Genomic DNA, 25546 nt, shown 5'->3' on the forward strand with positions numbered 1-25546 from the left:
AGGTCAGGCCCCGGACGGGGGCGTGAAGGTCGGCTGACCGTTGACCCCGAGAGCGAGGGTCGCGGAGTGCCGGCCGGTGTCGCCGCCGACCTGCGCGGCCCGGAAGCGGACGGTCGCGGCGATGCTGTCGCCGCCATCCTGCGGGGTGTAGACGATCGGCTTCTCCATGCCGTGCCATTCGATCGAGCGCTTCGACAGGGAGCCGGTCGTCTTCCAGTCCTGGTGGAAGGTGATCTGCAGCTCCCACATGTTGGCGCTGACGTTCGCCTGGACATCGCCGGAGATGTCCATCACGGATTCGGCGGTGGCGGTGGGAACGAGCGCGCAGGAAGTCACACCGAAGTGTTCGGTCCCGTCGACGAGGAGAGAACCAGTGGTGCCGTAGTAGGCGGCATTCCGGACAGAGGGCATTGTCAGTCTCCTTCGGGAGGATCAGGGGTGAAGACGAGGATGGTGAGCGATACCCGCCAGGCGAGGTTTCCGCCCTTCTCGAGCCGCTCCTTGCGGGCGCGTGACCAAGCGATGTCGTCGCGAGGGTCGAGCGCGCGTAGGAGGCGCAGCACGTTGACGTCTACGGCGTCCTCGCCGCCCTCGGCGGTATTGGGCTCGGAGATGAGCAGGTCGACTCCGGCCGCTACCTGGCCGCGGGGAAGAGGGGATCCGTCGACCGTCGAATCGAATGTCGAGAACTCGGTGTAGACCACCGGGACGAGCGACTCGTAAGGCTCGGTGACGTGCTGCTCGATCTTCCACTTCGGGGGCACCGCGTCACGGATGATGCGCGCTAGGTCGGCTCGGATGGTGCTGAGGTCAGAAAACATCGGCAACCCCCGATCTCGGCCGGATGATGTTCTGCACGGTCTTGTCGAGTGGTCGCGGCGTGAAGCTGAATCCCTCGGGTCCAACGTCACCGGCAGAGTCGACGCGGCCCGCGTTCCACAAGTTCTTTGCCTGCTGCAACTGTGCGTAGACGAACCGCGTCGGGACGGTGAATCCTTCTGCCTCGTTGCCGTACGCCAGCACCTGCTGGCAGGCGACTTCGAGGATCATCTCGAGCAGTTCGACATTGGAGACCGGAGCATCCTTCCAGGCGTCGACCACCCGCTGCTGCGCGGCGGGAGAGTCGGCGGTGTACCAGTTAGCCATTTGGGATGCTCCGGTCTAATGCGTCGGTCAGGCCTGCTTGGTGCCGATGAAAACGGTGGATTCGGGACGCACGACGAAGGTCTCGACGAAGCCGACGATTGAACGGTCGAGACCGAACTTCGCGACCTCGACGGCGTCGATCTGGATCGGGGTCTCCCCGAGTTCCTTGAACTCGACGGCGGCCTTCGATCCGGCAGCGACCTGAGGGTCAGTGGCCTTCGTGCCGGGGAAGGCCGACTGAGGCGCCTTCTTGACGATGACCTTCCCGTCGACGTTCGCCTCGCCGGTGCCGGCGGTGACCGACAGAGAGACGAACTCGGGGAGCAGTTCCTTGGGCGTGTAGATGAGCTGCTTCCACAGCACGGGGTTGACGATCGCCCACGCCGGGTCGTCGTCCGCGTCGCTGATCGCCTCGATTGCCTGGATGAGCTGCACGACACCGGGGTAGTACTGCGCGTTCGCCGGGGTGCCCGTGGGCAGCGATTCCGGGGCGATGAGACGGGAGAGAGCCGTGGTGTCGTCGCCCTGGCCTGCGACCTTGATGAGGGTGTCGCGGGCGTCGATGTCGGTGACCTTGGCGTAGCCCTCGGCGATTGCCTGCCAGAACGCGGCGAGAACCTCGGCACCGCCGGTCAGGTGGTACCACTCCTGCGCGATGTCCGCTGCGTATCCGTAGCTGTCGCGGGTGGAGTTGCGCTTGCTGGTCGTCGCGGATCCGGTCGGGAGTTCCTTCTTCTCGCCGGTCGTGCGCTTCTTGACCAGGCCCTCGGTGTCGTTGAGGCGGTACCCCTCGCGGCCGGCGATGTCGATCGGGCCGTAGGTGTGGGTGGCGAGGTCGATGAACTTGCGGACGTACCGCTTGCCCTGCCAGAGCTTGCCGACCCACGCCTTCGGGGCCACACCGTTGCTGAGGGATCCGGAGGTGGTGATGTCGGCGAGAGCCATCAGGGCCGACTCGGCGTCGGCGTTGGTCCCGCCGTTCTTGATGGTCGCCATCGCGGCGAACACTGCGCCCATGTCGACATCAGCAGGGGCGGGGGCGACCGGTGCGCCGCTGAACAGCGCGGGCACGGCCGGGGTCTGAGGCTCCGCGGTTGCGGCGGCTGCGGTCATTGTCTCCTCCTCGGAGTCATTGGGGGTTTCCTCTGCCGGGGTTTCGGCGTCGGTGATCTTCTCGACGGTCGACTTGCTGCTGTACTCCTCGATGCGTCGCCAACGGACGCCTTCGGAGTCGGTGAACTCGGATACCGTGCGGGAGTTGTTGTCGCGGTCGGGGGCGCTGTATTCGTCACTGGCGGGCACGTCGGTGGTGAACTCGACGTCCTGGCCGGGGGCGAGGGAGAACAGCGCAGCCGACTCGAATGCGCCTTCGGTGCAGACGGCAGCCCCGGTGAGGCGTGAGCGAACGGCGTTGATCCCGTTGCGCACGAGGGAGCCGAGCTCAGCGGAGAGCTTGCGCTTGCCGGTGCCGTCGCCGTAGGACGCCAGGAATGCGTCGCCCTCGTCGGTGTTGGCGATCGCGAACCGGCCGATGACGCCCTCGGGCTTCATCGTGAAGGCCACACCCCGACCGAGCGGGTTGAAGCGGTCGTGTTCGTCGTTGAGCGTGACGATGGACGGATCCCGGGGTAGCGCGACGGCGGAGGCGCTGAACATGACGGGCTCGGTTCCGGAGAGGTTCGGACGGGACATCTCGCCGAACGGGAGCAGCAGGCCCTCGATCTCGCGAGTGTCGGCGACGCGGGAGAACAGTCCCGCTTCGGTGTGTTCGGTCATGCGGTTACCTCCTGCGGGCTGTCGCCGGCCTCGGGGTCAATGGACGTGGGGACGGGGCTCGAGATATGGGACAGGTCGGCGCGAACTTCAGCGTTCGGTCCTACGACGTCATCGCCAGAGAGAGCCGCTGTGATCGCGTAGGCGTACTCCGCAGATCCGAATACCCACAGCTCGGCGGTGGGGCCACCCGCGCCCTCGTATGTCATCTCCCCGTTCGCGCCGCCTTCCTTGCCGCCCTCGACGAAGGACGCGGGCACGCCGCCATGCATGGCGAGTTCGAGGCGGAGACTGTTCTTAGCCGACTCGAACAAGTCGAGTTGGCCGTTGACGCCGCGCTCCTTGACGTCGATGTAGGAGGGCGTCACGGACACTGAATGCTTCTGCCGCGTCTCGACGTAGGAGCTAGCAAGCTCCGCCTTCTCCACGCGGGTCATGCCGTTGTAGGCCGGGTCAGTGATGTGCAGCTCGGTCGCCGCGGGAGGAGCGTCTAACCGCGACTGTCGAGCGGCCTCGAGCTTGCGCGCCTGGCGGATGGATTCGACGCCATCGGCCATGACGCCGTTAGCGCCGAGCGGGACTCCGACGATGCGCATCCTGTAGTTCTCGGGGATGGTCGGATCAAGGGTGATCTCTTGCGTCTGCTGATCCATCGACCACAGCCGGCGCGGAACAGGCACCCAGTCCCACACGGTCCCGTCCGTTGCGAGACGGCAAGCGAGTACGGCGTAGCCTTCCCAGAACAGCTCCTCGACGAGCTTCTTGTACGCCACGTATCGGTTCATGCCGGGGTAGTTGCACGAAGACACCCAGTAGGGCTGAATATCGTCGGCCACATCCGCGCCAGGCGCGAACTTCTCAAACCGGAGGGGAGCGACAAGCGCCTGATGCGCTTTCAGCGCCCGCTTGAGTTCCGGCACGCGGGGCGCATTCTCACGGGTCACGGCCTCGGGCGGGAGGTATCCGATGATCTCGCCGACAATGGCCTGCGACAGCGCGTCACTGGATCCGGGCGCGGCTAGAGCCGGTGCCCCGACCGAAGCCGAGGGCACCGGCACACCCAGGAGCCAATCCACGAACTTACCCACGAAATCAAGTCTGACGTGGGGTTTTTGGACACTGTGTCCAGGGCTACTGTGCTAGGAAACTCCGACAAAGGCGTCGGCGAGAGCGAGGGTGTCGGCCTCATCTTCTAAGGCGTAGAGCGCGCGGGAGACAGCCTCGATCGGCGTGATGTCGTCGTCAGGACGGTAACGCTCATCCGGGCGACCCAAGCCGAACGCCCCCGTGTCGCCAATCTTCCTCTTCACCGCGATCTCGACCGCCCCGTCGAGCGGCTCCTGCGAGTAGTGAACCAGGTTGCCCTCGCGAAGCAGCTTGAGCGTCAGCACGGCGGCGCGGCTGACATCACGGGTACCGAGGTAGCGCGCCTGAATGGGCGGGTTTGCGGTCAGCAGGGGACCGATCTCGATCGCCTCCGGTGAACGCCTGTCGTCGTACACGATGCGCCGATTGTGCTTCCGGTAGTTCAGCAGAATCTTGTTGCGCAGGCCGTCGACGCCGTCCTGATGGTGCAGGAGAGCTACGTGCCGACGCTCGCCCTCACCCTTCCATGCTGCGGCGATGGACGCCCAACGTCCGTCCGGGTGGATGGCGATCGCCACGGACAGCAACTTCGGCAGCTCAAGCGTCTCTAGCTCGGACTGCGGGCGCGCGGCATCCGACCAGTCCTTCGGGGGGATCAGGGCCGTGTTCGACCCCTCCTCCCCGATCTTCCCCAAGTACTCGGCGTCGAACGCGCCGGGGGTAACCTGCATCGCTTTCCAGTTATCGTGCACGTCGGACAGCGGCGTCGTGAACCCGATGCCCGGGTGGTAGAGCTCGACCAGCTCACGAACGCGCGCAACGGGATGATCCTCGTCGGGCTCCCACGCCTCAAGCTCCTCCGGGTCCGTATCGTCAGGGATGCCGTGGTGAAGGACGCCGGCCCCCTCCATCGTCAGCAGGTTCCACAGCAGGTTCCCGCGGCGGTACTCCGGAGCCGTCCCCGAGCCGATCATCTGCGGCTTGTAGCGCCCATCCATCGTCGGGGGTATCGACGTCATCAGATCCGCCCCAACCTCGGGGGTCGCATCCTGCGCCTCATCCACCCACGCGATGTCATAGGCGCCCGACGTGAAAGCCTCGTTACCCGGCGCGTAGGCGTTGAAGAACGTGCCCCTGTCGCGCCACTCGATTGCCTCCGTGCCCTTGCCTTTGTTGATGATGAACGGCCGACTCTTCGGATTCGGGTACAGACGTTCCAGGTGCGACACGATGTCCTTCCGGAATCGCTCCCCCGTCTTCTGCCCGCCGTCCCGCTTCGTCATCGTCCAGCCGACGAGGTAGTCGTCCCGGAACGCGCACCGGCCCAGGATGACCGCCTGCACCGCCGTCGTCTTCGTCGTGCGCCGGGGCTCGAGAATCGCGTTGAACTTCCGCCCCGCATTCAGCATGTCCGCGATGACGAGCTGCACCGGGGACGGCCCGAAGCCGCCATCGGGACGCTTGCGCTTGTCCATGCGCAGCAGACGCGCGCCCTCTAGGAACTCGCGCCTCGTCTCCTCCGAAGTCACCAACTCCGTCACCGTCGCAGCAGCCGGGATGCGCGACCGCCACTCAAGCCACGTCGCCTCATCCTGCAGGTCAGCGATCGTCGGCAGGGCGGGCGTCACGAGGCATCCGATCCAGGGAGGGGGACGCGTGTAGAGCCGTAGGCGGGGGTTGCCACGACACCCCCCAAAAAAGGGGTCACAGCGCGTCCGCCAGTCGGGAGGCGCTCAGTGTGCCGACGAGGCTGATGCGGAGTGAGACGCGGTCGGGGTCGTCGGTTTGGTAGAGCTGAACGCCGTTGTCTTCGACGTAGCTGACGTCCACTCCGATTGCGTTGGCGATGGCGATCTGCTGTCGCCGGTCGAGTGGGATCTCGTTTAGGCCCATGCGGGTTTCACCATTCCTGTCGTGTTGGTGCGGTGGCGTGCGTTGGTGATGCGGGCTCCGAGGCGTCCGCCGTGGCTGCGGTTCTCGTGTCGGTGTTCGGGTGCTGCGTTGTCGAGTCCTTCTCCTCCGTTTGGGTTGAGGTGGCCGACGTCGTACTTCTGCCCAGGTTCGATGAGGTGTCCGCATCGCCAGCATTCGACGTCGACGCCTCGTTCGTGTGCTTGCCGTACTTGCGTGCGGATGATCTTGCAGGTGCGTCGCCACTGTGGTGACTGGTGCTTGGCAGTCATTGGCTCGCCTTTGCGGTGAGGCGTCGGAGTGCCTTGAGCACGCCGGAGTGCGACATCTTGACGGCGGCGGCGATTGCTCTGGCGCTGAGTCCATCGGCTCGGAGGCTCGCGATCTTCACGTCTCGTTTTGCGTTGACCTTCGGGCCGTGGGGTCGGTTGAGGGTTTTGACTCGCGTCTGCGTTCCGTGGGTGCGGGCGTGCATTGTGGCTTCGAGTCGTGCTGATGTGTGGTCCCAGCACCATGCTCCGCGTTCGCATGAGGAGCATCCCCAGACTGCTGACCCGTCGTCTCCGGGATGCTCGACCCAGACTCCGAAGTTATCCACAGGGGGCAAGCTCTCGCTTGCGCCTGCGGGATCAATTGAGGGTTGAGCTAAGGGGTGGTCTAAGGGTTTATGTCCCACCGTGGCACTAGGGTCGTCCCACCCTGGCACTACCCCTAGTCCCACTGTGGCACTACCCCTAGTCCCACTGTGATACATGGGCGATGGGTCAACCGATGGGCCAGCACTAGGGTCAATGTGCTCGACCATGTGCTCAAGCAGGTGCTCAGATGCCATAGCTAGGGACCACCTCTCCGGTCGCGAAATGGTGAGGGAACGTGTCGTACTCGATGGATCCCTCGTTGTTGAACTGCTTGTGCACGAGGACCGGCAACGTCGCTGCGCGTCGGGACTTCGGGTCGTGCATCGGGAGGCAGTAGCGGGTGTTCAGCTTGGAGAACGTCCCGAACATCACCCAGGGTTCGCGCTCGATGAGGCCCTCTTTCTCTAGTTCGTCTAGCGCTCTGTTCACAGTCGAGTGACTCAGCGCGGTCTCTAGCTCGATTCGCTGCTGACTAGGCCAGGAGCGGTGTGCCCGCTCGTTGTAGTGGTCCGCGATGCTGACCAGCACGAACTTCGTCGAGGACTTGAGGCCCGTCCATGAGATCGCCCACCTGTAGGCGTCCATGCTCATTCACGCCCTCCTCTCGGGCAGGGCAAAGCCCCGAGAGACGTCATCGCCTCTCGGGGCTTCACTCGTTTCCGGGTCACTCGTCATCCAGCGCCCGAAGGTTGTCCTCGACGGTCCTGAGACGACGTATCGGCCGTGGAGAGATCTCCTGCGCAATGTCCTGCGCGTCGTCGAGATGCTCGTCCCTGAAGTCGCTCACTCGGCACCTCCGTGGCATTCGTTGCAGACAGCGGCGGTGGTACGCCCGTTCTCGATGACGGGGTGCCATCCGTCACGCTTGACCTTCTGCGGAGTTGCGGTGTTCCCGCAGGACTGGCACGTCACGCGGTACATGAGGTCGCGACGCGGGTAGCTGTTCCCGTTCAGTGGGCTCATGCCTGCACCTCCTCGACGGTTTCGCCGGAGAGGAACGCGGCGACGCGCATGAGGTGAGGGCGGACGGATTCGGCGTAAGCGTCCGCCTGGTCGTCTCCGATCTCGCTCTCGGCGGCGACGGCTTCCTCGAGGAGTTCGGCCGCGCGGCGCACGTTGTTGACGGCCCGCACGATCGGGGCGCGCTCGTCGGGTACGAGCGTCATGATCTTGCCCGGGTCAACGCCGAGGCGCTGGGAGAACCTGAACAGGTCGACCAGGGTCAGGCCGTCGAATTCTTCGGTCTCTTCATGTACTGTGGCTTTAGTAATCACGATGCCCTCCTGAGGCGTCGAACCCTCGTGACGATCTGGTTGCAGCCAAGTCACGGGGGTTTTTTCTTGTGCGAGATCCGCTCGCACGTCGGTTGTGTAAGCGGCCATCATCAGGTGCCGCTCGCGACGGGTCGCCAGCGGGTTGTCGTGTTGCCGTGCAGGCTGACGCCCGCCTGCGGATGCGCGGCGATGACCCCACGGCGGACCATTGCGGCGCGCGCGGTCCGGATCCGTTGCTCGGTCACGCGGGGCACGTCGGGGTAGGCCTCGGCACGCTTCTGATAGAGCGTGACGATTTGGTCGTCTGTGGCGGCTTCGATGCGTCGGAGGATGTCAAGGATGACGACCTCTCCTGGAAGGCGGCGGCGATGTAGGCGTCTATATCCGACTGTCGAAACATTCGGCGGCCGCCGATTTTCGCTGATCTCGGCGCGGTTCCCTGGTGAACCATCCATCTCAGACCCGAGTCGGTCGTGCGCATCTGTTGCGCAGCCTCCTTGAAGGTCAGCAGCTTGTTGCTCATATCACTTCCGTTCGAAGTCGTATTCGTGAATTCGGGAGTCGCTGGTGTGAGGCTACCCTAGCGCTGGAAGTCGCGCAACTGGATTTTGATGTGATGGTGCGGATACAGTGGTGGCGTGACGGAAGCGAAGACTCTGCGAGACAAGACCATTGGCGAGAACCTCGCGCGGATACGCGGCGAGCTGAGCCAGCAGGCGCTTGCGGACGCGATGAGAGACCGCGGCTACGAGTGGACGCAGGCGACCGTCTGGGCGATCGAAAAGGGGCGTCGCCCAATGCGACTAGCTGAGGCCGAAGCGCTGGCGGCCCTGCTCACCGTTGACATCACCGATCTCCTGCAACTTCCGAACTGGATACAGTTCGAAAGCTCAATTAGTGCTCTCGTGAAAGCGGAAACGGACGTTCTAGACGCGGCCGCCCGATTCGAGGATCACCTTCTCGAGGTAGCTCATTACGCTGACTTGCTCATCGCAGAGGGTGAACTGCCCGACGATGTTGAGCGCGAACTAGTTCGCATGGGGACAGTTCGATTTGAGGAAACGGTCGTCGACGTTGTGAGGCGCCGTGTGAACTTGCGCGGCTTCGGCTCCCCCTCCGGGAAGTACATGCGTCGGTACCTCAGTCGGAACGATGAGGAGAGTGATGGCGAGCGTCAAACAGAGGCCTAACGGTTCATGGCGTGCTCGATACCGCGACGCTGGCGGCAGGGAGCATGCACGACACTTCGCGCTAAAGCGTGACGCACAGCGCTGGCTTGATGAAGTCACGGCCTCCGTAGTTACCGGTATGTACGTCGACCCACGCGCAGGAACTGCGCTCTGGGACGATTGGGTGGCTGCGTGGGTCGAGCGGCAAGCATGGGCCCGTGGCACGGTACAGGCGGCTGAGACGGCGCTATACAGCGTTCCGTGGAGAAGCCGACCCATTGGTCATGTCAAGACGTCCGACGTCCAGGCGTGGGTGAGCGGTGAGACGAAGCGCGGCATCGCGGCATCTACCATGCGGACCCGTCTCAACTACGTGCAAATGGCGTTTCGTGCTGCCGTGCTCGATAAGGTCATTGCCGAGAGTCCCGCGTCCGCGGTCAAGCCTCCGAGGGCGCGCCGCACTGACGCAGCTATGGAGATCCTCTCGCTCGAGCAGACGGCTACCGTGCTCGCTGAGGCGGGGGAGTTCCTTCCGTTCGTGGAGGTCTGCCTCTTCGCCGGCCTCCGACTCGGGGAAGCCGCGGGGCTGCAACTCGGCGACGTGAATTTCCTCGGCCGCTCCATCCAGGTGCGTCGCCAGGTGCAAGGCTCATCTATCGCGACGACCTCCGTCGTGACTCCGAAATACGGGAGTGAGCGAACGGTCTACGTACCCAGTGAGCTCACTGCCTCACTCTCGGCCCACGTCGGCCGCTACTCGATCACGGACCCGGATGAGCACCTGTTCCGCACGCCCGTTGGTCACTTGTTCCAGCGCAACAATGCGGGGGAGGAGTGGCGCGGCATCCGCAAGCGCGCTGGCCTCCCTGACTCGATGACGCTGCACACGCTGCGTCACACGTTCGCGTCGAACTTGATCGCCTCCGGCTGCGACGTCGTCACCGTGCAGAGGGCGCTTGGGCACTCGCAACCGTCGATCACGCTCAACGTCTACTCGCACCTGTGGCCCTCCGCTGAGGACAAGACGCGAGCGGCGACCGCGGACCTCATGGCCTCGATCGCCGCTCTTGCGGACTCTCCGCGGACCGTGGACAAGAAAGACCAGGTCAGCGGCAACTCTTACCGGTAGTTCGTGAACTGCAGGTCAACGTCGAGGTCGGCGGCCTTGAGCAGGCGCTGCACCTCCTGCAGATCGTCGCGCGACTTGGACTGCACACGCAGTTCGTCGCCCTGGATCTGCGACTTGACGCCCTTGGGGCCCTCGTCGCGGATGATCTTGCCGATCTTCTTCGCGTCGTCCTGCGAGATGCCCTCTTCCAGCGTGGAGGTGATGCGGTACTCCTTGCCGCTGGCGACGGGCTCACCGCTCTCAAGGCTCTTCAGCGAGATGCCTCGCTTGATCAACTTGGTCTGGAAGACGTCGAGCACCGCGTTCGCGCGCTCCTCGGAGTTCGCCTTGATGACGATCGACTCGCCGCTCCACGCGATGGAAGCGTCGGTGCCCTTGAAGTCGTAGCGCTGCTCGACCTCTTTGTGCGCCTGGTTGAGCGCGTTGTCGGCCTCTTGCCGGTCGATCTTGGACACGATGTCGAATGATGAGTCAGCCATTCCCCAAATCTACCGGGGCTCCCGGCCCGGCACACGGGCTGGACACCCCGCGACCGTTCCGTCGCGTGTGCCGATCGACGGCCACCTCGCCGCCCCCGCCGCCCGTGGCGCTCGTAGACTCGGATGCCATGCGAGCACTCACCGAAGACGAGGTCAGGGACGCGTTCGTCAACGCCACCCCCGACGAGCTGAGGGTCATGACGCTGCCCCACGACTTCGTCCTGGCCGACTGGGATCACCTCGATTTCCTGGCCTGGCGCGACCCCCGCACACGTGGGCGCGGTTACGTCGTCACGGAGCACGGGGGTGAGGCGACCGGGGTCGTGCTTCGCGCGGCCGAAGGGCAGTCGCGGGCGCGGTCCGCGATGTGCAACCTGTGCCACACCATGCAGCCGGGTGACCAGGTGTCGCTGTTCACTGCGCGCAAGGCGGGGACCGCGGGCGAGCACGGTGACACCGTCGGCACCTACATCTGCGCCGACCTGTCGTGCCACGAGACGGTGCGGCTGGCGGCGCCCCTCGCGCCGAGCGAGATCCGCGCGAGCGTCGACCGCAAGATCGACGGCACGAAGCGCCGCACCGAGGAGTTCGTCGAGCGCGTGCTCGACGCCGCCGAGGTGAGCCGGTGACCGGTCGGGTCGTCGTCATCGGCGACGCGCTGATCGACGAGATCCGCGACGAGGCGGGCGTGCGCGAGTTCGTCGGCGGCGCCGCACTCAACGTCGCCGTCGGACTGTCGCGGCTCGGGGTGCCGGCATCCCTCATCGCGATGGTGGGCGACGACGCGGCGGGAGAGCAGATCCGCGCGTACTGCGTCGATCACGACGTCGAGCTGCTCGCGAGCCCGGCTGCCCACGGGTCGTCGCGCGCGGTCAGCACCCGCTCGCCCGGCGGCGAGCCCGAGTACGTCTTCAACGACGCAGCCCAGAACCGCCGCGTGGCCTACGGTGAGGCGGAGCGCGCGGCGATCGCGGCGGCGCCGATGGTCGTGGTGAGCTGCTTCCCCTTCGACGATCCGGAACAGACCGAACTTCTGGTGGATGCCACGGCCTCGGCGTCGACGCCCCTCGCCATCGACCCGAATCCTCGCAGTGGCATGCTGCACGACCGCGCCGAGTTCGTGCGCGGCTTCGAGAGGGCGGCATCCGGGGCCCTGCTCGTGAAGGTCGGCGAAGACGACGCGCAGCTGCTGTACGGCGGCCCCCTCGACGACCTGCGCGAGAAGCTCGTGGGCCTCGGCGTCGGGGCGGTGCTCGCGACCTACGGCGCCGGGGGAGCGGCGATCGACGCGGGCGGCACCTCCCTCTCGCGCGGCATCTCCGGCCTGCCGGGCCGCATCATCGACACGATGGGCGGCGGTGACGCGGTGCTCGCCACGACGGCGGCGCTCGTGCAGAACCGTCTGCCCGATACGGCGGAGGAGTGGGATGCCGTGCTCGCGCGCGCCATGGACGTCGCCGCCGCCACCTGTCGGCACGAGGGGGCGCTCCTTCGCGTTCCGGAGTGAGACCGGCGTGGTTTGAGGCACCCCTCTCGGGATAGTAGAGTGGTTTCTCGCGCCTCCGGTCGACTGCGAAAGCCGGGCGGGTGCGCATCTGGCGAGTTACCCAAGCGGCCAAAGGGATCTGACTGTAAATCAGACTGCATTGCATTCGGGGGTTCGAATCCCTCACTCGCCACCAGAACGACGAAGCCCCGGCTCGAGAATCATCTCGGCCGGGGCTTTCGTCGTTCGGGGGCGCCTCAGCCTGTGGCGAGCAGCGCCTTGGACTTCGTCTCGAGGAAACCCACGAGCGCGCCCAGCACGTTGACCTCGTTGCCGAGGTTGACCAGCTGCACAGCGCCGAGCTCGATGGTGGCGTCACGCGCTTCCATCGTCGCCTTCCAGCTGCCGTGGCCGCCGGCGATCGGCTGCAGGTAGGTGATGGTCTGGGCTTCGCTCAGGTCGACGACGATCAGGCCGGTGTCGGGATCGGTGTCGTCTTGTTGCTCGAGCACGCGGATCTCGCTGCCGGTCAAGTAGCCGAGGGCGCGGAACTCCGCCAGCCACCGCTCGAGCAGCGTCTTGTCGAGCAACCTGCGTACCGGCACCGCACACTCCGAATCCGCGCGTGGGTGAAACGCGTCCCCCACAGTATGACGGGGATCAGCGCGGTGGAGTGCCGGGTGATCCTCCGGGGTCAGGCGGCGCGGACGGCGCGGCCGGTGGTGGCGGGACGAGCCGCGCGCGCGGGGGTGCGGGCGGCTTCTTCGGCGGACTCCCACGTACGGGTGTCGACGACGAGGCCCGACGCGGCGTTGGCCTGATCGGCCAGGGCGCGCAGGTATTCGCCGACGAGCTGCTCGGGCTCGGGCGAGGTGAAGACGAAGCGCAGGGGGATGGCGGGCTGGAGCCAGATGGTCGAGCGGCCCCCCTCGTCGTCGGAGCCGGTCCACGTGAACGTGAACGACTCTCCGCGGCGCAGTTTGGTGGAGGTGATGACCTTGATGTACCCGAGCAGACGGTCGGGGAGGGCGATGGGGGCGGTGTCGGAACCGTAGTACAGCGTTGCCATGACGATCTCCTTCAGTCGGGAACGACGGGCTGATCTCTAAGGTAGCACGTATTTCACGGAGTTAATTAATGTCGTGAAATATTTGAGAAATTCACTATGGTGGAGGAAAGCGGCCGGCCGGGCCGCGATGAGGAGGTGGTGACCGTGGCACATACCTCTGCGCTGGTATCGGCGCTCGACGAATACGTGGCGGCCCGCGACGCGGCCGTGGCGAAGGCCCGCTCGGAGCTCAGCGTGAGCGAACTCGAGGCTTCCGCTCTGACATGCATCGGGGAGCAACCCGGCATCCGTCCGTCCGTGCTGCGCGGTCACCTCGGGGTGACCGCCGCCGGAGTGACGACGATGGTGGATCGCTTGATCGGTCGCGGGCTCGTGCGCCGCGAACTCGACGCCGACGACCGTCGGGTCAACCACATCTACCTCGAGGTCGACCTCGACGAGGAGCCGTGGGTCGCCCTGCAGCGCTTCGCCCTCGACACCGAAGCCGCCGTGCGAGGGGAGTCCGCGGACGCCGCCGACGCCGCCGCCCAGCTGGTGCGCCGCATCACCGAACGGGTGAGCGCTCGGGTCTGACGCGTCCGGCGTCGACCTCGACCACGTGATCGGCGTCGCCGATGAGGCGCTCGTCGTGGCTGACGCAGACGACCGTCGCGCCGCGACGCAGTTCGGCGGCGATGGCTCCGCGATTGAGCTCCGCGCTCGCCGCGTCGAGGCCCGTGGTCGGTTCGTCGAGGAGGAGCACGTCCGCGCGGCGCGCGAGTCCCTGGGCCAGCAGCGTGCGCTGTCGCTGACCGCCGGAGAGGGCGGCGAAGGGTCGTCGCGCCAGTGCGGTGATGTCGAGCGTCTGGAGGGCTGCGTCGATGGCCGCCCGCTGCGCCGCCCCGCGGGGCCGGGGCGCGGTGGGGCGACCCCACGTCCCGACGGTCACGACGTCGCGCGCGGTCAGGGGCAGATGCTCGGAGACCGCCGCCCGCTGTGGGACGAAGGCGCGAGTGCGCCCGCCCGTGTCGACGGTTCCGGATGCCGGCACCCGGGCGCCCGCGAGCACCTCCAGGAGCGTCGACTTGCCGGCGCCGTTGGGGCCGACGATCACCGTCAGCGCGCCGAGCGGCACGTCGAGATCGACGCCGTCGACCGCGACGACGCCCTGGAAGTCGACGCGGATGCCGCGGGCGGAGAGGGCGTGCGGGGTCGGAAGCGAGAGAGGCACGGCGCCAATGATACGAGTTTGAGAATCGTTATCACTTAACGCTACGGTCGGACATCGTGTCCTGGTTGTCCGATCCCTTCTCGCTCGAGTTCGTGCAGCGCGCCCTGCTCGCCGGCGTGCTCGTGTCGGTGCTGTGCGCCGTTGCGGGCACATGGGTGATCGCCCGCGGCATGGCCTTCCTCGGCGAGGCCCTCGCACACGGCATGCTGCCCGGCGTCGCCCTCGCGACGGTGCTCGGGCTCCCGGTGCTGTTCGGCGCCGCCGTGAGCGCCGTCGCGATGAGCCTCGGCATCGGCGCTCTGCAGCGCCGCGCGAAGCTGTCGTACGACACGAGCATCGGTCTGCTCTTCGTCGGCATGCTGGCCCTCGGCGTGATCGTCATCTCGCACGCCGGAAGCTTCGCCACGGATGCCACCGCCATCCTGTTCGGCGACATCCTGGCGGTCGGTGGCGGCGATCTCGTGGTCCTCGCCATCGCCGCCGCGCTCGGTGTGACCGCTGCCGCATTGGCGCACCGGTCCCTCGTCGCCCTGGCGATCGATGAGCGCGTCGCCCGTGTGCTGGGTCTCGGGCCGCGGCTCGCACAGACCGTGCTCGTCGGCATCGTCACCCTCGCGGTGGTCGCCTCGTATCAGGCGGTCGGATCGCTCCTGGTCGTCGGTCTGCTCGTCGCCCCGGCGGTGGCGGCGCGGCAGTGGACCATCCGCATCCCCTCGACCATGGCGCTCGCCGCCGTCATCGGCGCGGCGGCCGTCGCCGGGGGACTGCTCGTGTCGTGGCACGCCGCCACCGCCGCGGGCGCGACCATCGCCGCCACCGCGATCGCCGCCGCGGGTCTGTCGTGGGCTCTCCGAGCGCTCGTCGAGGCCGTCCGCCGCCGCGCGGCATCCCCCATCGCCCTGCCCGTCTGACCCGGAAAGTCTTCGATGCTCCACCCCGTCGCCCCCCGACGATTCGCGCCCCTCGGCGCGCTGATCCTCCTCGCCCTCGCCGGCTGCGCGTCTCCGACCGCGCCGGCACCCGACCCGACCGCCGACACCCACGGCGAGATCGCCGGGGCCGCCGAGCTCGCCGAACCGGCGCTCGGGCTGACCTCGATCGACGCCGCCGGTCGGGTGTCGCACCTCGACCTGCTGGAGGAGTCGACCGCCGAGCTGGGCACCGTCCGCGCCCCCGCGGCCGTGCACTCCGACGGGCGCTACCTCTTCTCGATGGATGCCGAGGGCCTGTCGATCGTCGACAGCGGCGTGTGGACCTGGGACCACGTCGACCACTTCCACTACTACCGGGCCGAGGCGCGCGTGCTCGGCGACGTCGCGGGAGAGGGCGTCGCCACCGTCGCGACCTCGAACTCCTCGACCACCGGCGGGACCGGGGTGTTCTTCCCCGACTCCGGTGAGGCCGTGCTGCTCGACACCGAGGCGCTGTCGAAGGGCGACATCGTCGAGCGCTTCCGTCTCGAGCGCGCGATCGGTGCCGGGCTCGTGGTGCCCGCGGGTTCCTTCGCCGCGATCGCCTCGGGCGATGAGATCACCCTGCACACCGCCGACGGCGACGAGGTGGGCGACGCGACCCCCTGCGTCGACCCGGCCGGCACGATCACCACCCGCGTGGGAGCGGTCATCGGATGCCGCGACGGCGCCGTGCTCGTCTCGGTCGCCGACGAGCAGCCCGTCGTCGAGGTCGTCCCCTACCCTGCGGGCGCGACCGCGCCGCGCGCGAGCGCCTTCGCCAACCGCGAGGGACGCCCCAGCGTCGCCGCCGTCGCCGGGGATGCGGGCGTGTGGGTGCTCGACACCCGCGAACGCACCTGGACGCTCCTGCCGACGCCCGAGCCCGTCGTGCAGGCGAGCGCGGTCGACGACAAGGACGCGAATCTCCTCGCCCTGACCCCCGACGGCCGCGTGCTCGTGCTCGACGGTGAGACGGGAGCGCTGCGCGCGGCCTCGGCGCCGCTGGTGGGTGCGAGCCTGGGCGCGGGGCAGCCCGTGTCGCTCATCGCCGACCAGCAGCGGGCCTACCTCAACGGCCCCGCGGAGGGGCGGATGTGGGAGATCGACTTCGCCGACGGCGCTCGCGTCGCCCGCGAATTCTCGCCCGCCACCGCGCCGCTGTTCTTCGCCGAGACGGGACGCTGACCGATGCGCAGGATCCTCGCGACGGCCCTGACGGCCGCTCTGCTCGCCCTCACCGGCTGCGCCGGGGGAGCGGCATCCGATCGCCCCCTCGTGGCGGTGTCGACCAACATCCTCGGCGACGTCGTGTCGAACCTCGTCGGAGACGACGTGGAGGTGCTCACCCTCATGCGCCCGGGCGCCGATCCGCACTCGTTCGAGATCTCGGCCGCCGAAGCCGCGCGCGTGCGCTCGGCCGACCTCCTCGTGGCGAACGGCCTGGGCCTGGAAGAGGGCCTGCAGCAGCATCTCGACGCGGCTACGGCCGACGGCGTCGAGACGTTCGTCGCGGGCGACGCCGTGGACGTGCTGCCGTACACGTCCACCGACGCCGACGGAGCCGACGACCCGCACTTCTGGACCGACCCCGCGCGGATGATCGCGGTCGTCGATGCCCTCGTCCCCGTGCTCGAGGGTCTCGACGGCGTGGACGCCGCGGCGATCGCGGACCGCTCGGCGGCGTACCGGGCCGAGCTGGCGGCCGTGGATGCCGAGATGACCGCCGCGTTCGCCGCGATCCCGGCCGAGCGGCGGGCCCTGGTCACCAACCACCACGTGTTCGGCTATCTCGCCGACCGGTTCGGCTTCCGCCTGATCGGCGCGGTGATCCCCGGCGGGACGACCCTCGCCGCTCCCAGCGCCAGCGACCTCGCCGACCTCGTGTCGGCGATCGACGAAGCGGGCGTGCCGACGATCTTCGCCGAGTCGTCGTCTCCCGACCGGCTCGTGCGGGCGCTCGCCGAGGAGGCCGACCTGCGGGTCGAAGTCACCGAGCTCTTCACCGAGTCGCTGACCGAGGCCTCCGGTGACGCCCCTGACTACCTGACCATGATGCGCGTCAATACGGAGCGCATCGCCACCGGGCTCTCTCCCTGACGAGCCCCCACCCCCAGAAAGAGAAATCACATGCGCACCTCCCCCCTCCGCCGCGCGGGCCTCGTCGCTCTCGCGGTCGGCGCCACCGTCGGGCTCGCGTCCTGCGCCGGCGGCGCCGGCACCGGCTCGGCCGCCCCCGCCTCCAGCGCGGCCTCCGACGACACGGCCACGCGCGTCGCGCTGTCGTACCCCGGCGGCATCGTCGTGCTCGACGGCGAGACCCTCGAGACCCTCGCCGACGTCAGCTCCGAGGAGTTCACCCGCCTGAACCCCGCCGGCGACGGTCGGCACGTCATGGTCACCACGAGTGCGGGCTTCCAGGTGCTGGATGCCGGCACCTCGAGCATCGAGCCCGAGCTCACCGACCTCGTGTTCGAGGCCTCCAAGCCCGGACACGTCGTGACCCACGGCGGCAAGACCGTGCTGTACGCCGACGGAACGAGCGACTCCACGATCTTCGACACCGATGCCCTGCTGGCATCCACCGACACGCTCCCCGCGGTCGAGACGATCCCGGGCGTCGAGGCGCACCACGGCGTGTCGATCGTGCTCGAGGACGGCACGTTCCTCACCACTGTCGGCAACGCCGACGGCCGCAACGGCGTCGTGGCCAAGGACGCCTCGGGCGCCACCATCGCCGAGACGGCGGACTGCCCCGGCGTGCACGGCGAGGGCACCGCGAAGGACGAGGTCGTGGTGTTCGGCTGCGAGAACGGTGCGCTCGTGTACGACGACGGCGCCTTCACCAAGCTGACCGCCCCCGACCAGCCCTACGGTCGCATGGGCAACGCCTACGTGAGCGAGGACAGCGCCCTGATCGTCGGCGACTACAAGGACGATCGGGATGCCGAGGGCTACCTGCTGCACCGTCTCGCCCTGATCGACACCGCCGCCAAGACGCAGCGCGTGGTCGACATGCCCGCCGGTGCGGAGTACACCTTCCGCGACGTCGCGCGCGGCCCCGGCGACCTCGCCTACGTGCTGGCCTCGGACGGGTCGATCCACGTGCTCGACCCCGAGACGGGGGCCTTCACCGACGCGTTCCCCGTGATCGGCGCATGGGAGAGCCCGGTCGAATGGCAGGACGCCCACCCCGCCATCAAGGTGTCGGGTGACATCGCCTACGTGACCGAGCCCGCGAAGAACGCCGTGCACGCGGTGGACCTCACCACCGGCGAGACGGTGAAGAGCGTCACCCTCGACGAGACGCCCAACGAGATCGCGCTGACCAAGTAACGCGCGCCGGGGTTCGGGCGGCGCGGCCGCTCGAGAATCCAGGCCCGCCGAGCGACACCCGCGCCTTCTCTACCGACCGCCCTGGTCGTACGCCGCCTGCAGTGCACCCCGCACCGCGCGTACGCCGGGGCGGTCGGCCGTTCCCCGACGCACGGCCGCGAACACCTCGCGACGCGGCTCGCCGGGGAGGTCCACCAGCCGCACGGGCGGCGTCTCGCGGGCGAAGACGAGGTCGGGGATCATGCCGACGGCGTGACCGGATGCCACGAGCCGGGCGTGCGCGGTGAGATCGGCCATCTCGAACCGCACGTCGGGCTCGAAGCCCGCGGCGCGGCACTGCTGCGTGGCCCACTGCCGGGCGGCCGTGCCCACCGGTTCCATCACCCACGCGCGGTCGCGCAGATCGAGGAGCGTGGTGGACGGGTCGTCGAGCGCGACGGCGAGGCGGATGGCATCCCGGCCCAGGAGGCCGCGCTCCAGACCCTCGCGGTGCTCACGCGTGTGACCGGGGTACTGCTCGGCGACGGCGAGATCGAAGCCGCGGGCCGCGACTTCGAAGAGTCCCTCCTCGGGCGCGAGCTCGGCGACCTCCACCCGCAGCTGCGGCTCGGTCTCGGCGAGGGCGTCGAGAGCGCGGGGGAGCAGGCCGTGCGCTGCGGACTGCATCACGGCGAGGCGCACCGGGGCCAGAGAGGGGCGCATGCGCTCGAGCTCGGCGCGGGCGGCCTCGTCGGCGGCGAGCATGCGCGCGGCGTGCGCCGCGAGGGCGGCGCCCTGGGCGGTGAGCCGCACGCGTCGACCGTCGGGCTCGAGCAGGGGCACCCCCGCCTCCTTCTCGAGCAGCGCCAGCTGCTGCGAGATCGTCGACGGACTGTACGACAGCGCCTCGGCGACGGCGGCGAGCGTGCCGCGCACCGACAGCTCGTGCAGCAGGCGGAGGCGTCGCAGATCGAACATGGCATCCTTTCGTTTCTGTCGAACATTATCCGTCGGTAATGATCGCTTTTCTCGAATGGATGCGAGCCCCACACTGAGGTCATCCGAGGAAGGATCGCCATGTCGCTCACCGATGCCCCCGACACGACGTCGGCCCCCACGTCCGGCACCACCCCCGCCGAGCCGGTCGCCCCCGCAGAACTGGCCGACGAGGCGATCGCCCTCGTGCGGCGCTGGCTGGCCGAGAGCCGAGACGAGCCCGTCGACGCCGCCGCCCAGCGTCTCGCCGGCGTGCTGCGCGACCCCCACGGCCTCGACTTCACCGTCGGCTTCGTCGACGGCGTCGTGCGTCCCGAGGACGTGCGGGTCGCCGCGCGCAACCTCGCCGCCCTCACCCCGCTCATTCCGGGCTTCCTCCCGCTGCACCTCAAAGCCGCGATCCGTCTGGGCGCCTTCGCCGCGCCGATCCTGCCGCAGATCGTCGTCCCGGCCGCCCGCACGGCGCTGCGATCGATGGTGCGCCACCTCATCGTCGACGCCAGCGACCGCAAGCTCGGCGACGCCATCACCTCGATCCGCGGTCGCGGAGACGGCATCCGCCTCAACGTGAACCTTCTCGGTGAGGCGATCCTCGGGAAGAAGGAGGCCGCGCGACGCCTCGCCGGCACCCGCAAGCTCCTCTCGCGCGACGACGTCGACTACGTCTCGATCAAGGTGTCGTCCACCGTCGCACCGCACACGCCCTGGGCGTTCGACGCCGCGGTCGCCGACGCGGTCGCTGCCCTGCGCCCGCTCTACCGCGTGGCCAAGGAGACCGGCACCTTCCTGAACCTCGACATGGAGGAGTTCAAAGACCTCGACCTGACCCTCGCCGTCTTCGAGACGCTGCTGTCGGAGCCGGAGTTCCACGGTGTCGAGGCCGGCATCGTGCTGCAGGCCTATCTGCCCGACGCCCTCGCCGCCATGATCCGCCTGCAGGAATGGACCGCGGCCCGCGTGGCATCCGGGGGAGCGGGCATCAAGGTGCGGGTCGTGAAGGGTGCGAACCTGCCGATGGAACGGGTGGATGCCGACGTGCACGACTGGCCGCTCGCCACCTGGCCGTCGAAGCAGGCGACCGACGCCTCCTACAAGGCAGTGCTCGATTACGCGCTGCGCCCCGAGCACACGAAGAACGTGCGCATCGGCGTCGCGGGCCACAACCTCTTCGACGTCGCCCTCGCGTGGCTCCTCGCCGAGCGGCGCGGGGTCACCGGCGGCATCGACGTCGAGATGCTGCTGGGCATGGCGACCGCGCAGCAGGCGGTCGTGCGCCGCACGGTCGGCTCGATCCTGCTGTACACCCCCGTGGTGCACCCGCAGGAGTTCGACGTCGCGATCGCGTACCTCATCCGCCGCCTCGAAGAGGGCGCGTCGAGCGAGAACTTCATGTCGGCGGTGTTCGACCTCGACACCCACGCGGCCCTCTTCGCCCGCGAGCGGGACCGGTTCCTGGCCTCCCTCGCCGAGATGCCGGAGGGCGTGCCGGCTTCGCACCGCGTGCAGGACCGCACGGCCGCGGCCGAGCCCGCCCCGACGCACGGCTTCCGCAACACCCCCGATTCCGACCCCGCGATCGAGGCGAACCGCGCGTGGTCGCGGGCGATCATCGGGCGCATGCAGCACTCGGAGCTCGGGCGTGCCGCGATCGCGGAGCACACCGTGACCGACGAGGCCGCCCTGAACACGCTGATCCAGGATGCCGCGACCGCCGCCGAGGCGTGGCGCGGGCTGGGAGCCGCGCAGCGCGCCGAGATCCTGCACCGCGCGGGCGACGCGCTCGAGAAGCGTCGCGCCGACCTGCTCGAGGTCATGGGCGCCGAGTGCGGCAAGGTCATCGAGCAGAGCGACCCCGAGGTGTCGGAGGCGATCGACTTCGCGCACTACTACGCCGAGCAGGCCCGCTCGCTCGAGACCGTCGACGGCGCGACCTTCACCCCGGTCGGCGTGACCGTCGTCACCCCGCCGTGGAACTTCCCCGTCGCCATCCCGGCCGGCTCCACCCTCGCCGCCCTCGCGGCCGGGTCCGCCGTGGTCATCAAGCCCGCTGCCCTCGCCGAGCGCTCCGGCGCCGTCATGGTGGAGGCGCTGTGGGAGGCCGGGGTCCCCCGCGAGGTGCTCAAGCTCGTGCAGGTGTCCGAGAGCGACCTCGGGCGGCAGCTGCTCACGCACCCCGCCGTCGAGCGCGTGGTGCTGACCGGGGCGTACGAGACGGCGGAGCTGTTCCGCTCGTTCCGTTCCGACCTCCCGCTGCTGGCCGAGACGAGCGGCAAGAACGCCGTGATCGTCACCCCCAGCGCCGACCTCGACCTCGCCGCGAAGGACGTCGCGATGTCGGCCTTCGGACACGCGGGGCAGAAGTGCTCGGCGGCATCCCTCGTCGTGCTCGTCGGCTCCGTCGCCCGCTCGCGTCGCTTCCGCGACCAGCTCGTCGACGCCGTGACCTCGCTCGAGGTCGGGATGCCGTGGGACGAGGCCTCGCGCGTCGGACCGCTCATCGAGCCGGCGCAGGGCAAGCTCCTGCAGGCCCTGACGACCCTCGAGCCCGGCCAGCGCTGGGTGGTCGAGCCGCAGAAGCTCGACGATGACGGGATGCTCTGGCGTCCCGGCATCCGCGAGGGCGTCCAGCCCGGAAGCGCCTTCCACCGCACCGAGTACTTCGGACCGGTGCTCGGCATCATGACCGCCGAGACGCTGGATGAGGCGATCGAGATCGTCAACGCGATCGAGTACGGCCTCACCTCGGGCCTGCACGCCCTCGACTCGTCGGAGATCGGCACGTGGCTCGCCCGCATCGAGGCCGGCAACGTCTACGTCAACCGCGGCACCACCGGCGCGATCGTGCAACGTCAGCCCTTCGGCGGATGGAAGAAGTCGGCCGTCGGAGCCGGCACCAAGGCGGGCGGACCGCACTACCTGTTCGGGTTCGGATCGTGGACGGATGCCGAGACCTCCGCGCCCCGCACGCCCGACGCCCTCGCCGCTCCGGCGCTGGCCGCCGTGCCCGCCGCGGAGCGGGAGTGGCTGGCCGGGGCGCTGGCGAGCGACACCGCCGCGTGGGCCGAGGAGTTCTCGCTCGCTCGCGACGTGACCGGCCTGGAGTCGGAGCAGAACGTGCTGCGGTACGCGGCCGTGCCCGTGACCGTGCGTCTCGAGGACTCCTCCGAGGCAGCTCTCGTGCGCGTGGTCGCTGCGGGTGTGCGCGCCCGCTCGGCGGTGACGGTCAGCTCCTCATGCGAGCTGTCGCCCGCGGTTCGCGCGTGGCTCGAGGGCGTGGGTGTTCGGGCGTCGGTCGAGGACACCGGCGACTGGGGCCGCCGCGCAGCGCGCCTGGCCCGCACCGGCGGCCGCATCCGCCTGCTCGGCGGGTCGCCCGTTGCGGTGGCCGAGGCGACGAACGGCTCGCCCTCGGTGGCCGTGTACGCCGGCGAGGTCACCCGCGCCGGGCACGTCGAACTGCTGCCGTTCCTGCGCGAGCAGGCCGTGTCGATCACCGCGCACCGCTTCGGCACGCCGCGCCGCTACGAGGTGCCGCCGCTGGTCGGCTGACGATTCCGGCCGACGGGGCTGCTCCTTCGGGGCAGCCCCGTTCGCCGTTTCCGGTGCCGGGCGTTCGTCGTGGCCGGCCGAAGGACCGCCGTCGTGCGGATGCCGCGGGCGACACGCCGCGTGTGGGCTCGGCCCGACCGCGTGCCGGCCCCGAATCCGCAGGACGGCGGGTGAGCGAGCGGTTCAGGCCGTGCCCGAGGCCTCGACGCGGCGCGCGGCCCGACGAACCGACTCCGGCACCGGCGTCCCCGCCACCGTCTGCGGTGAGGTGACGGGGTCACCGGCGACGACCCGCAACGGGAGCATCCCGGCCCAGACGGCGCGATCCTCCCCGTCGTCGTCGACCTCGACGAGCGAGCCGGCGTTGTCTTTCACGCTCGCCTCGGCGAGCGGGATGCGCAGCACCATCGTCGCGGCGATCTCGCGCGCGGTCATCGGTCGCACATCTTCGCTCCGCCCCGGCATGAGGTGCTCCGACAGGGTGAGCAGGGCCGCTTCCTTTCCCTCGGAAGGGATGACGGATGCCACAGCGTGCACGACCGCACAGCGGTAACGCATCGAGCTGTCGAACAGGGAGCGGGCGTACTTCAGGCCCATCAGGTGCGTGATCGTCAGGCTCACCGGGGTTCCGGCGGCGATGCGGCGGAAGAAGTCGCTACCGGTCGAGCCATGCACGAGGAGGTCGTCGCCGTCGCGACCGATGCCCACCGGAAGGGCGACCGGGCGGTCGTCACGGACGATCGCGAGGGTGGCGTACAGGGCCGTGTCGATCACGTCGTACAGGGCCGCGCGGTCGGTGCGCTGGTGGTGGGCGCCGCGGCGGACCCGGGTCAGAGCGGTCAGGGGCAGGTCGGTCATGGGTCCAGTTGATGCGAAACCGTGGTCCATGTCATAGTCCGCTTTTCACGCATTTTCGTGGACCAGTGACAGAATCCGAGACATGATCTCCGCCGGCATCCTGGATCGCGAATCATCCGTGCCCCTGCACGAGCAACTCGCGCACAACCTGCGCGCGGCGATCCTGTCCGGACGGACGGGTGGGGGAGAGCCCGTCCCCTCGACGCGCGCGCTCGCCGCCGATCTCGGGATCGCGCGGGGGACGGCGGTGGCCGCTTACGAGATCCTCGCGGGGGAGGGCTACCTGGTGACGCGCGCCGGGAGCGCGACCGTCGTGGCCGAGGTCGTCGGCTCGTCGACCGGCCCGGTCCAGAGGGGGCACCGGGCCTCGCCGACGGCGACTCCCACCCTCGTCGACCTGCGGCCCGGGCGTCCGCACACCGCCGGCATCGCCGACGCCGCCTGGCGCTCGGCCTGGCGCCGGGCGGGAGGCGTCGATCCGGCATCCGAGGTCGACGATGTGCGGGGCGACCCCTTTCTGCGTGACCAGATCGCCCGGCACCTCGGCCGCACCCGCGGACTCGACGTCGTTCCCGACGAGGTCATCGTGACCGCGGGGACGAGCGATGCGGTGCTGCTGACGCTGCTCGCGCTCACGCCCCGAAACGTCGGCCGCCCACTTCGCGTGGGCATCGAGAACCCGGGATACCCGCGCGTTCGTCACGTCCTGCACCGGCTGGGGGTCGAGACGGTGCCGTTCCCGGTGCGCCTCGACGACGGTCTCGATCTCGACGCCGTCGAGGCCCGCACCGATCTGGACGCCCTCGTCGTCACCCCTCACCATCACTACCCCCTCGGAACACGATTGGATGCCGCCGCCCGCGCGCGACTGCTCGCCTGGGCCGCGCGCACCGGCGCGGTGATCGTCGAAGACGACTACGACAGCGAGTTCCCCCACGGGCGGGCACCGCTGCCCCCGCTCCACCTCCTCGATCCCGCGCGGGTCGTCATGATCGGCACCCTGTCGAAGGTCCTCAGTCCGGCGCTGCGGAGCGGGTGGATCGTCGCCACCGGCGAGCTGCGCGATCGCCTCGTCGCGGCTCGGGCCGACCTCGACCCGCCGGTGTCGCAGGTGCAGCAGCGCGCCCTGGCCCTGTACCTCGGCGAGGGTGCGCTCGCGCGGCACACCGCCCGTCGCCGACGCGACTACCGCCACCGCCGCCGCCTTCTGCTCGAGGCGTTCGCCGAGATCGAGGGGGTCGAGCTCACCGCGACCGACGGCGGGCTGCACGCCGTTGTCCTGCTCCCCGCAGCCGGGGCCGCGACCGAGCAGGACGTCGTCGACCGGCTCGCGGAGGCGGGCGTCCTCGTGGCCCCTCTCACCTCGTACGGGGTGCCCGGCGCCTCGACCGATCTCCCCGCGGGCATCGTCTTCGGTTACGCGGGTCCGTCGACGGTCGTCGTGATGGATGCCGTGGAGACCATGATCCGCGTGCTGACGCGTCGGGACGATCTCCGCGATTGACGCC

The 25546-nt window shown here is 69.0% G+C and carries 28 protein-coding genes and 1 tRNA gene; 12 read left to right on the plus strand and 17 right to left on the minus strand.

Going from position 1 to position 25546, the window contains the following annotated elements:
* Nucleotides 1-3: 3 nt before the first annotated feature.
* The 11 genes from ACK4LS_RS00565 to ACK4LS_RS00615 form a co-directional block, all read right to left on the minus strand.
* A complete protein-coding gene (locus tag ACK4LS_RS00565; protein WP_409712032.1) occupies nt 4-411 on the minus strand; it encodes a hypothetical protein in 408 nt (135 codons plus the stop codon).
* 2 nt (nt 412-413) lie between these two features.
* Nucleotides 414-764 (minus strand): hypothetical protein, encoded by a 351-nt coding sequence (locus tag ACK4LS_RS00570; protein WP_409712034.1) that lies wholly within the window; start codon nt 762-764, stop codon nt 414-416.
* A gap of 46 nt (nt 765-810) precedes the next feature.
* Complete coding sequence (locus tag ACK4LS_RS00575) at nt 811-1146, minus strand: hypothetical protein (RefSeq protein ID WP_409712036.1); 336 nt, start codon at nt 1144-1146, stop codon at nt 811-813.
* Between the two features lie 27 nt (nt 1147-1173).
* Nucleotides 1174-2922 carry a hypothetical protein gene (locus tag ACK4LS_RS00580; protein WP_409712038.1) on the minus strand — a complete coding sequence of 583 codons (1749 nt, stop codon included), beginning with the start codon at nt 2920-2922 and terminating at the stop codon, nt 1174-1176.
* Nucleotides 2919-4007, minus strand: coding sequence for a hypothetical protein (locus tag ACK4LS_RS00585; RefSeq protein WP_409712040.1), 1089 nt, complete (start codon nt 4005-4007; stop codon nt 2919-2921). Before ACK4LS_RS00585 ends, ACK4LS_RS00580 begins: the two co-directional genes overlap by 4 nt.
* Nucleotides 4008-4058: 51 nt before the next feature.
* Nucleotides 4059-5633 (minus strand): hypothetical protein, encoded by a 1575-nt coding sequence (locus ACK4LS_RS00590; RefSeq protein ID WP_409712042.1) that lies wholly within the window; start codon nt 5631-5633, stop codon nt 4059-4061.
* Between the two features lie 76 nt (nt 5634-5709).
* The gene (locus tag ACK4LS_RS00595) at nt 5710-5898 is read right to left on the minus strand and encodes a hypothetical protein (RefSeq protein WP_409712044.1); all 189 of its coding nucleotides are present in this window, start codon (nt 5896-5898) and stop codon (nt 5710-5712) included.
* Nucleotides 5899-6737: 839 nt separating this feature from the next.
* Nucleotides 6738-7145, minus strand: a complete 408-nt coding sequence (locus ACK4LS_RS00600) for a helix-turn-helix domain-containing protein (RefSeq protein WP_409712046.1) — start codon at nt 7143-7145, stop codon at nt 6738-6740.
* A gap of 192 nt (nt 7146-7337) precedes the next feature.
* The gene (locus ACK4LS_RS00605; RefSeq protein ID WP_409712048.1) at nt 7338-7517 is read right to left on the minus strand and encodes a hypothetical protein; all 180 of its coding nucleotides are present in this window, start codon (nt 7515-7517) and stop codon (nt 7338-7340) included.
* Nucleotides 7514-7939, minus strand: coding sequence for a hypothetical protein (locus ACK4LS_RS00610; RefSeq protein ID WP_409712050.1), 426 nt, complete (start codon nt 7937-7939; stop codon nt 7514-7516). Before ACK4LS_RS00610 ends, ACK4LS_RS00605 begins: the two co-directional genes overlap by 4 nt.
* A 130-nt stretch (nt 7940-8069) precedes the next feature.
* Nucleotides 8070-8351, minus strand: a complete 282-nt coding sequence (locus ACK4LS_RS00615) for a helix-turn-helix transcriptional regulator (RefSeq protein WP_409712052.1) — start codon at nt 8349-8351, stop codon at nt 8070-8072.
* Between the two features lie 115 nt (nt 8352-8466).
* Between ACK4LS_RS00615 and ACK4LS_RS00620 the strand changes: the two genes are divergently transcribed.
* Both ACK4LS_RS00620 and ACK4LS_RS00625 read left to right on the plus strand, forming a co-directional pair.
* The gene (locus ACK4LS_RS00620) at nt 8467-9018 is read left to right on the plus strand and encodes a helix-turn-helix domain-containing protein (protein ID WP_409712054.1); all 552 of its coding nucleotides are present in this window, start codon (nt 8467-8469) and stop codon (nt 9016-9018) included.
* A 451-nt stretch (nt 9019-9469) separates the two neighbouring features.
* On the plus strand, nt 9470-10126 hold the full coding sequence (locus ACK4LS_RS00625) for a tyrosine-type recombinase/integrase (protein ID WP_409712056.1): 657 nt from the start codon (nt 9470-9472) through the stop codon (nt 10124-10126).
* On the opposite strand, the gene ACK4LS_RS00630 is transcribed toward ACK4LS_RS00625, so the two are convergent.
* The gene (locus tag ACK4LS_RS00630; RefSeq protein ID WP_409712058.1) at nt 10117-10605 is read right to left on the minus strand and encodes a YajQ family cyclic di-GMP-binding protein; all 489 of its coding nucleotides are present in this window, start codon (nt 10603-10605) and stop codon (nt 10117-10119) included. The two genes, ACK4LS_RS00625 and ACK4LS_RS00630, sit on opposite strands and share 10 nt — an antisense overlap.
* A gap of 128 nt (nt 10606-10733) precedes the next feature.
* On the opposite strand from ACK4LS_RS00630, the gene ACK4LS_RS00635 reads away from it, so the two are divergent.
* The 3 genes from ACK4LS_RS00635 to ACK4LS_RS00645 all read left to right on the plus strand — a co-directional run bounded on the left by ACK4LS_RS00635 (nt 10734) and on the right by ACK4LS_RS00645 (nt 12287).
* On the plus strand, nt 10734-11234 hold the full coding sequence (locus tag ACK4LS_RS00635) for an FBP domain-containing protein (RefSeq protein WP_409712060.1): 501 nt from the start codon (nt 10734-10736) through the stop codon (nt 11232-11234).
* A complete protein-coding gene (locus ACK4LS_RS00640) occupies nt 11231-12112 on the plus strand; it encodes a PfkB family carbohydrate kinase (RefSeq protein ID WP_409712062.1) in 882 nt (293 codons plus the stop codon). Before ACK4LS_RS00635 ends, ACK4LS_RS00640 begins: the two co-directional genes overlap by 4 nt.
* A 90-nt stretch (nt 12113-12202) precedes the next feature.
* Nucleotides 12203-12287 (plus strand) — tRNA-Tyr (locus tag ACK4LS_RS00645).
* 61 nt (nt 12288-12348) lie between these two features.
* Here ACK4LS_RS00645 and ACK4LS_RS00650 read toward each other — a convergent pair.
* The gene (locus tag ACK4LS_RS00650; RefSeq protein ID WP_409712064.1) at nt 12349-12696 is read right to left on the minus strand and encodes a hypothetical protein; all 348 of its coding nucleotides are present in this window, start codon (nt 12694-12696) and stop codon (nt 12349-12351) included.
* An 89-nt stretch (nt 12697-12785) separates the two neighbouring features.
* Nucleotides 12786-13160: a hypothetical protein gene (locus tag ACK4LS_RS00655; protein WP_409712066.1), complete on the minus strand. Its 375-nt coding sequence runs from the start codon at nt 13158-13160 to the stop codon at nt 12786-12788.
* Nucleotides 13161-13304: 144 nt separating this feature from the next.
* Between ACK4LS_RS00655 and ACK4LS_RS00660 the strand changes: the two genes are divergently transcribed.
* A complete protein-coding gene (locus ACK4LS_RS00660) occupies nt 13305-13733 on the plus strand; it encodes a MarR family winged helix-turn-helix transcriptional regulator (RefSeq protein WP_409712068.1) in 429 nt (142 codons plus the stop codon).
* Here the strand turns inward: ACK4LS_RS00660 and ACK4LS_RS00665 are convergent.
* A complete protein-coding gene (locus ACK4LS_RS00665) occupies nt 13705-14370 on the minus strand; it encodes an ATP-binding cassette domain-containing protein (RefSeq protein WP_409712070.1) in 666 nt (221 codons plus the stop codon). The two genes, ACK4LS_RS00660 and ACK4LS_RS00665, sit on opposite strands and share 29 nt — an antisense overlap.
* A gap of 56 nt (nt 14371-14426) precedes the next feature.
* On the opposite strand from ACK4LS_RS00665, the gene aztB reads away from it, so the two are divergent.
* The 4 genes from aztB to aztD are packed head-to-tail and all read left to right on the plus strand — an operon-like array spanning nt 14427 to nt 18656.
* Nucleotides 14427-15281, plus strand: coding sequence for a zinc ABC transporter permease AztB (aztB, locus tag ACK4LS_RS00670; protein WP_409712071.1), 855 nt, complete (start codon nt 14427-14429; stop codon nt 15279-15281).
* Nucleotides 15282-15296: 15 nt separating this feature from the next.
* On the plus strand, nt 15297-16508 hold the full coding sequence (locus ACK4LS_RS00675) for an ABC transporter (protein ID WP_409712073.1): 1212 nt from the start codon (nt 15297-15299) through the stop codon (nt 16506-16508).
* 3 nt (nt 16509-16511) lie between these two features.
* Complete coding sequence (gene aztC / locus ACK4LS_RS00680) at nt 16512-17420, plus strand: zinc ABC transporter substrate-binding protein AztC (RefSeq protein ID WP_409712075.1); 909 nt, start codon at nt 16512-16514, stop codon at nt 17418-17420.
* A 30-nt stretch (nt 17421-17450) separates the two neighbouring features.
* A complete protein-coding gene (gene aztD / locus ACK4LS_RS00685) occupies nt 17451-18656 on the plus strand; it encodes a zinc metallochaperone AztD (protein WP_409712077.1) in 1206 nt (401 codons plus the stop codon).
* A gap of 69 nt (nt 18657-18725) precedes the next feature.
* Here aztD and ACK4LS_RS00690 read toward each other — a convergent pair whose 3' ends face one another.
* Complete coding sequence (locus ACK4LS_RS00690; protein WP_409712079.1) at nt 18726-19613, minus strand: LysR family transcriptional regulator; 888 nt, start codon at nt 19611-19613, stop codon at nt 18726-18728.
* Between the two features lie 99 nt (nt 19614-19712).
* Here ACK4LS_RS00690 and ACK4LS_RS00695 point away from each other — a divergent pair, with 99 nt between their 5' ends.
* On the plus strand, nt 19713-23180 hold the full coding sequence (locus ACK4LS_RS00695) for a bifunctional proline dehydrogenase/L-glutamate gamma-semialdehyde dehydrogenase (RefSeq protein ID WP_409712081.1): 3468 nt from the start codon (nt 19713-19715) through the stop codon (nt 23178-23180).
* 183 nt (nt 23181-23363) lie between these two features.
* Here the strand turns inward: ACK4LS_RS00695 and ACK4LS_RS00700 are convergent, their stop codons facing one another.
* On the minus strand, nt 23364-24038 hold the full coding sequence (locus tag ACK4LS_RS00700) for a pyridoxamine 5'-phosphate oxidase family protein (protein WP_409712083.1): 675 nt from the start codon (nt 24036-24038) through the stop codon (nt 23364-23366).
* 82 nt (nt 24039-24120) lie between these two features.
* Here ACK4LS_RS00700 and ACK4LS_RS00705 point away from each other — a divergent pair, with 82 nt between their 5' ends.
* Nucleotides 24121-25542, plus strand: a complete 1422-nt coding sequence (locus tag ACK4LS_RS00705; RefSeq protein ID WP_409712085.1) for a PLP-dependent aminotransferase family protein — start codon at nt 24121-24123, stop codon at nt 25540-25542.
* The last annotated feature ends 4 nt before the right edge of the window (nt 25543-25546 follow it).

It is taken from the genome of Microbacterium sp., from assembly GCF_046295495.1.
Classification (GTDB): Bacteria; Actinomycetota; Actinomycetes; order Actinomycetales; family Microbacteriaceae; genus Microbacterium.

What these genes read in the sequence shown, in the direction of transcription:
- ACK4LS_RS00565 (WP_409712032.1), bottom strand. Translation starts at nt 411, where the DNA reads ATGCCCTCTGTCCGGAATGCCGCCTACTACGGCACCACTGGTTCTCTC.
- ACK4LS_RS00575 (WP_409712036.1), bottom strand. Translation starts at nt 1,146, where the DNA reads ATGGCTAACTGGTACACCGCCGACTCTCCCGCCGCGCAGCAGCGGGTG.
- ACK4LS_RS00580 (WP_409712038.1), bottom strand. Translation starts at nt 2,922, where the DNA reads ATGACCGAACACACCGAAGCGGGACTGTTCTCCCGCGTCGCCGACACT.
- ACK4LS_RS00595 (WP_409712044.1), bottom strand. Translation starts at nt 5,898, where the DNA reads ATGGGCCTAAACGAGATCCCACTCGACCGGCGACAGCAGATCGCCATC.
- ACK4LS_RS00600 (WP_409712046.1), bottom strand. Translation starts at nt 7,145, where the DNA reads ATGAGCATGGACGCCTACAGGTGGGCGATCTCATGGACGGGCCTCAAG.
- ACK4LS_RS00605 (WP_409712048.1), bottom strand. Translation starts at nt 7,517, where the DNA reads ATGAGCCCACTGAACGGGAACAGCTACCCGCGTCGCGACCTCATGTAC.
- ACK4LS_RS00610 (WP_409712050.1), bottom strand. Translation starts at nt 7,939, where the DNA reads ATGATGGCCGCTTACACAACCGACGTGCGAGCGGATCTCGCACAAGAA.
- ACK4LS_RS00615 (WP_409712052.1), bottom strand. Translation starts at nt 8,351, where the DNA reads ATGAGCAACAAGCTGCTGACCTTCAAGGAGGCTGCGCAACAGATGCGC.
- ACK4LS_RS00625 (WP_409712056.1), top strand. Translation starts at nt 9,470, where the DNA reads ATGGAGATCCTCTCGCTCGAGCAGACGGCTACCGTGCTCGCTGAGGCG.
- ACK4LS_RS00630 (WP_409712058.1), bottom strand. Translation starts at nt 10,605, where the DNA reads ATGGCTGACTCATCATTCGACATCGTGTCCAAGATCGACCGGCAAGAG.
- ACK4LS_RS00635 (WP_409712060.1), top strand. Translation starts at nt 10,734, where the DNA reads ATGCGAGCACTCACCGAAGACGAGGTCAGGGACGCGTTCGTCAACGCC.
- ACK4LS_RS00655 (WP_409712066.1), bottom strand. Translation starts at nt 13,160, where the DNA reads ATGGCAACGCTGTACTACGGTTCCGACACCGCCCCCATCGCCCTCCCC.
- ACK4LS_RS00675 (WP_409712073.1), top strand. Translation starts at nt 15,297, where the DNA reads ATGCTCCACCCCGTCGCCCCCCGACGATTCGCGCCCCTCGGCGCGCTG.
- aztC (WP_409712075.1), top strand. Translation starts at nt 16,512, where the DNA reads ATGCGCAGGATCCTCGCGACGGCCCTGACGGCCGCTCTGCTCGCCCTC.
- aztD (WP_409712077.1), top strand. Translation starts at nt 17,451, where the DNA reads ATGCGCACCTCCCCCCTCCGCCGCGCGGGCCTCGTCGCTCTCGCGGTC.
- ACK4LS_RS00690 (WP_409712079.1), bottom strand. Translation starts at nt 19,613, where the DNA reads ATGTTCGATCTGCGACGCCTCCGCCTGCTGCACGAGCTGTCGGTGCGC.
- ACK4LS_RS00695 (WP_409712081.1), top strand. Translation starts at nt 19,713, where the DNA reads ATGTCGCTCACCGATGCCCCCGACACGACGTCGGCCCCCACGTCCGGC.
- ACK4LS_RS00700 (WP_409712083.1), bottom strand. Translation starts at nt 24,038, where the DNA reads ATGACCGACCTGCCCCTGACCGCTCTGACCCGGGTCCGCCGCGGCGCC.
- ACK4LS_RS00705 (WP_409712085.1), top strand. Translation starts at nt 24,121, where the DNA reads ATGATCTCCGCCGGCATCCTGGATCGCGAATCATCCGTGCCCCTGCAC.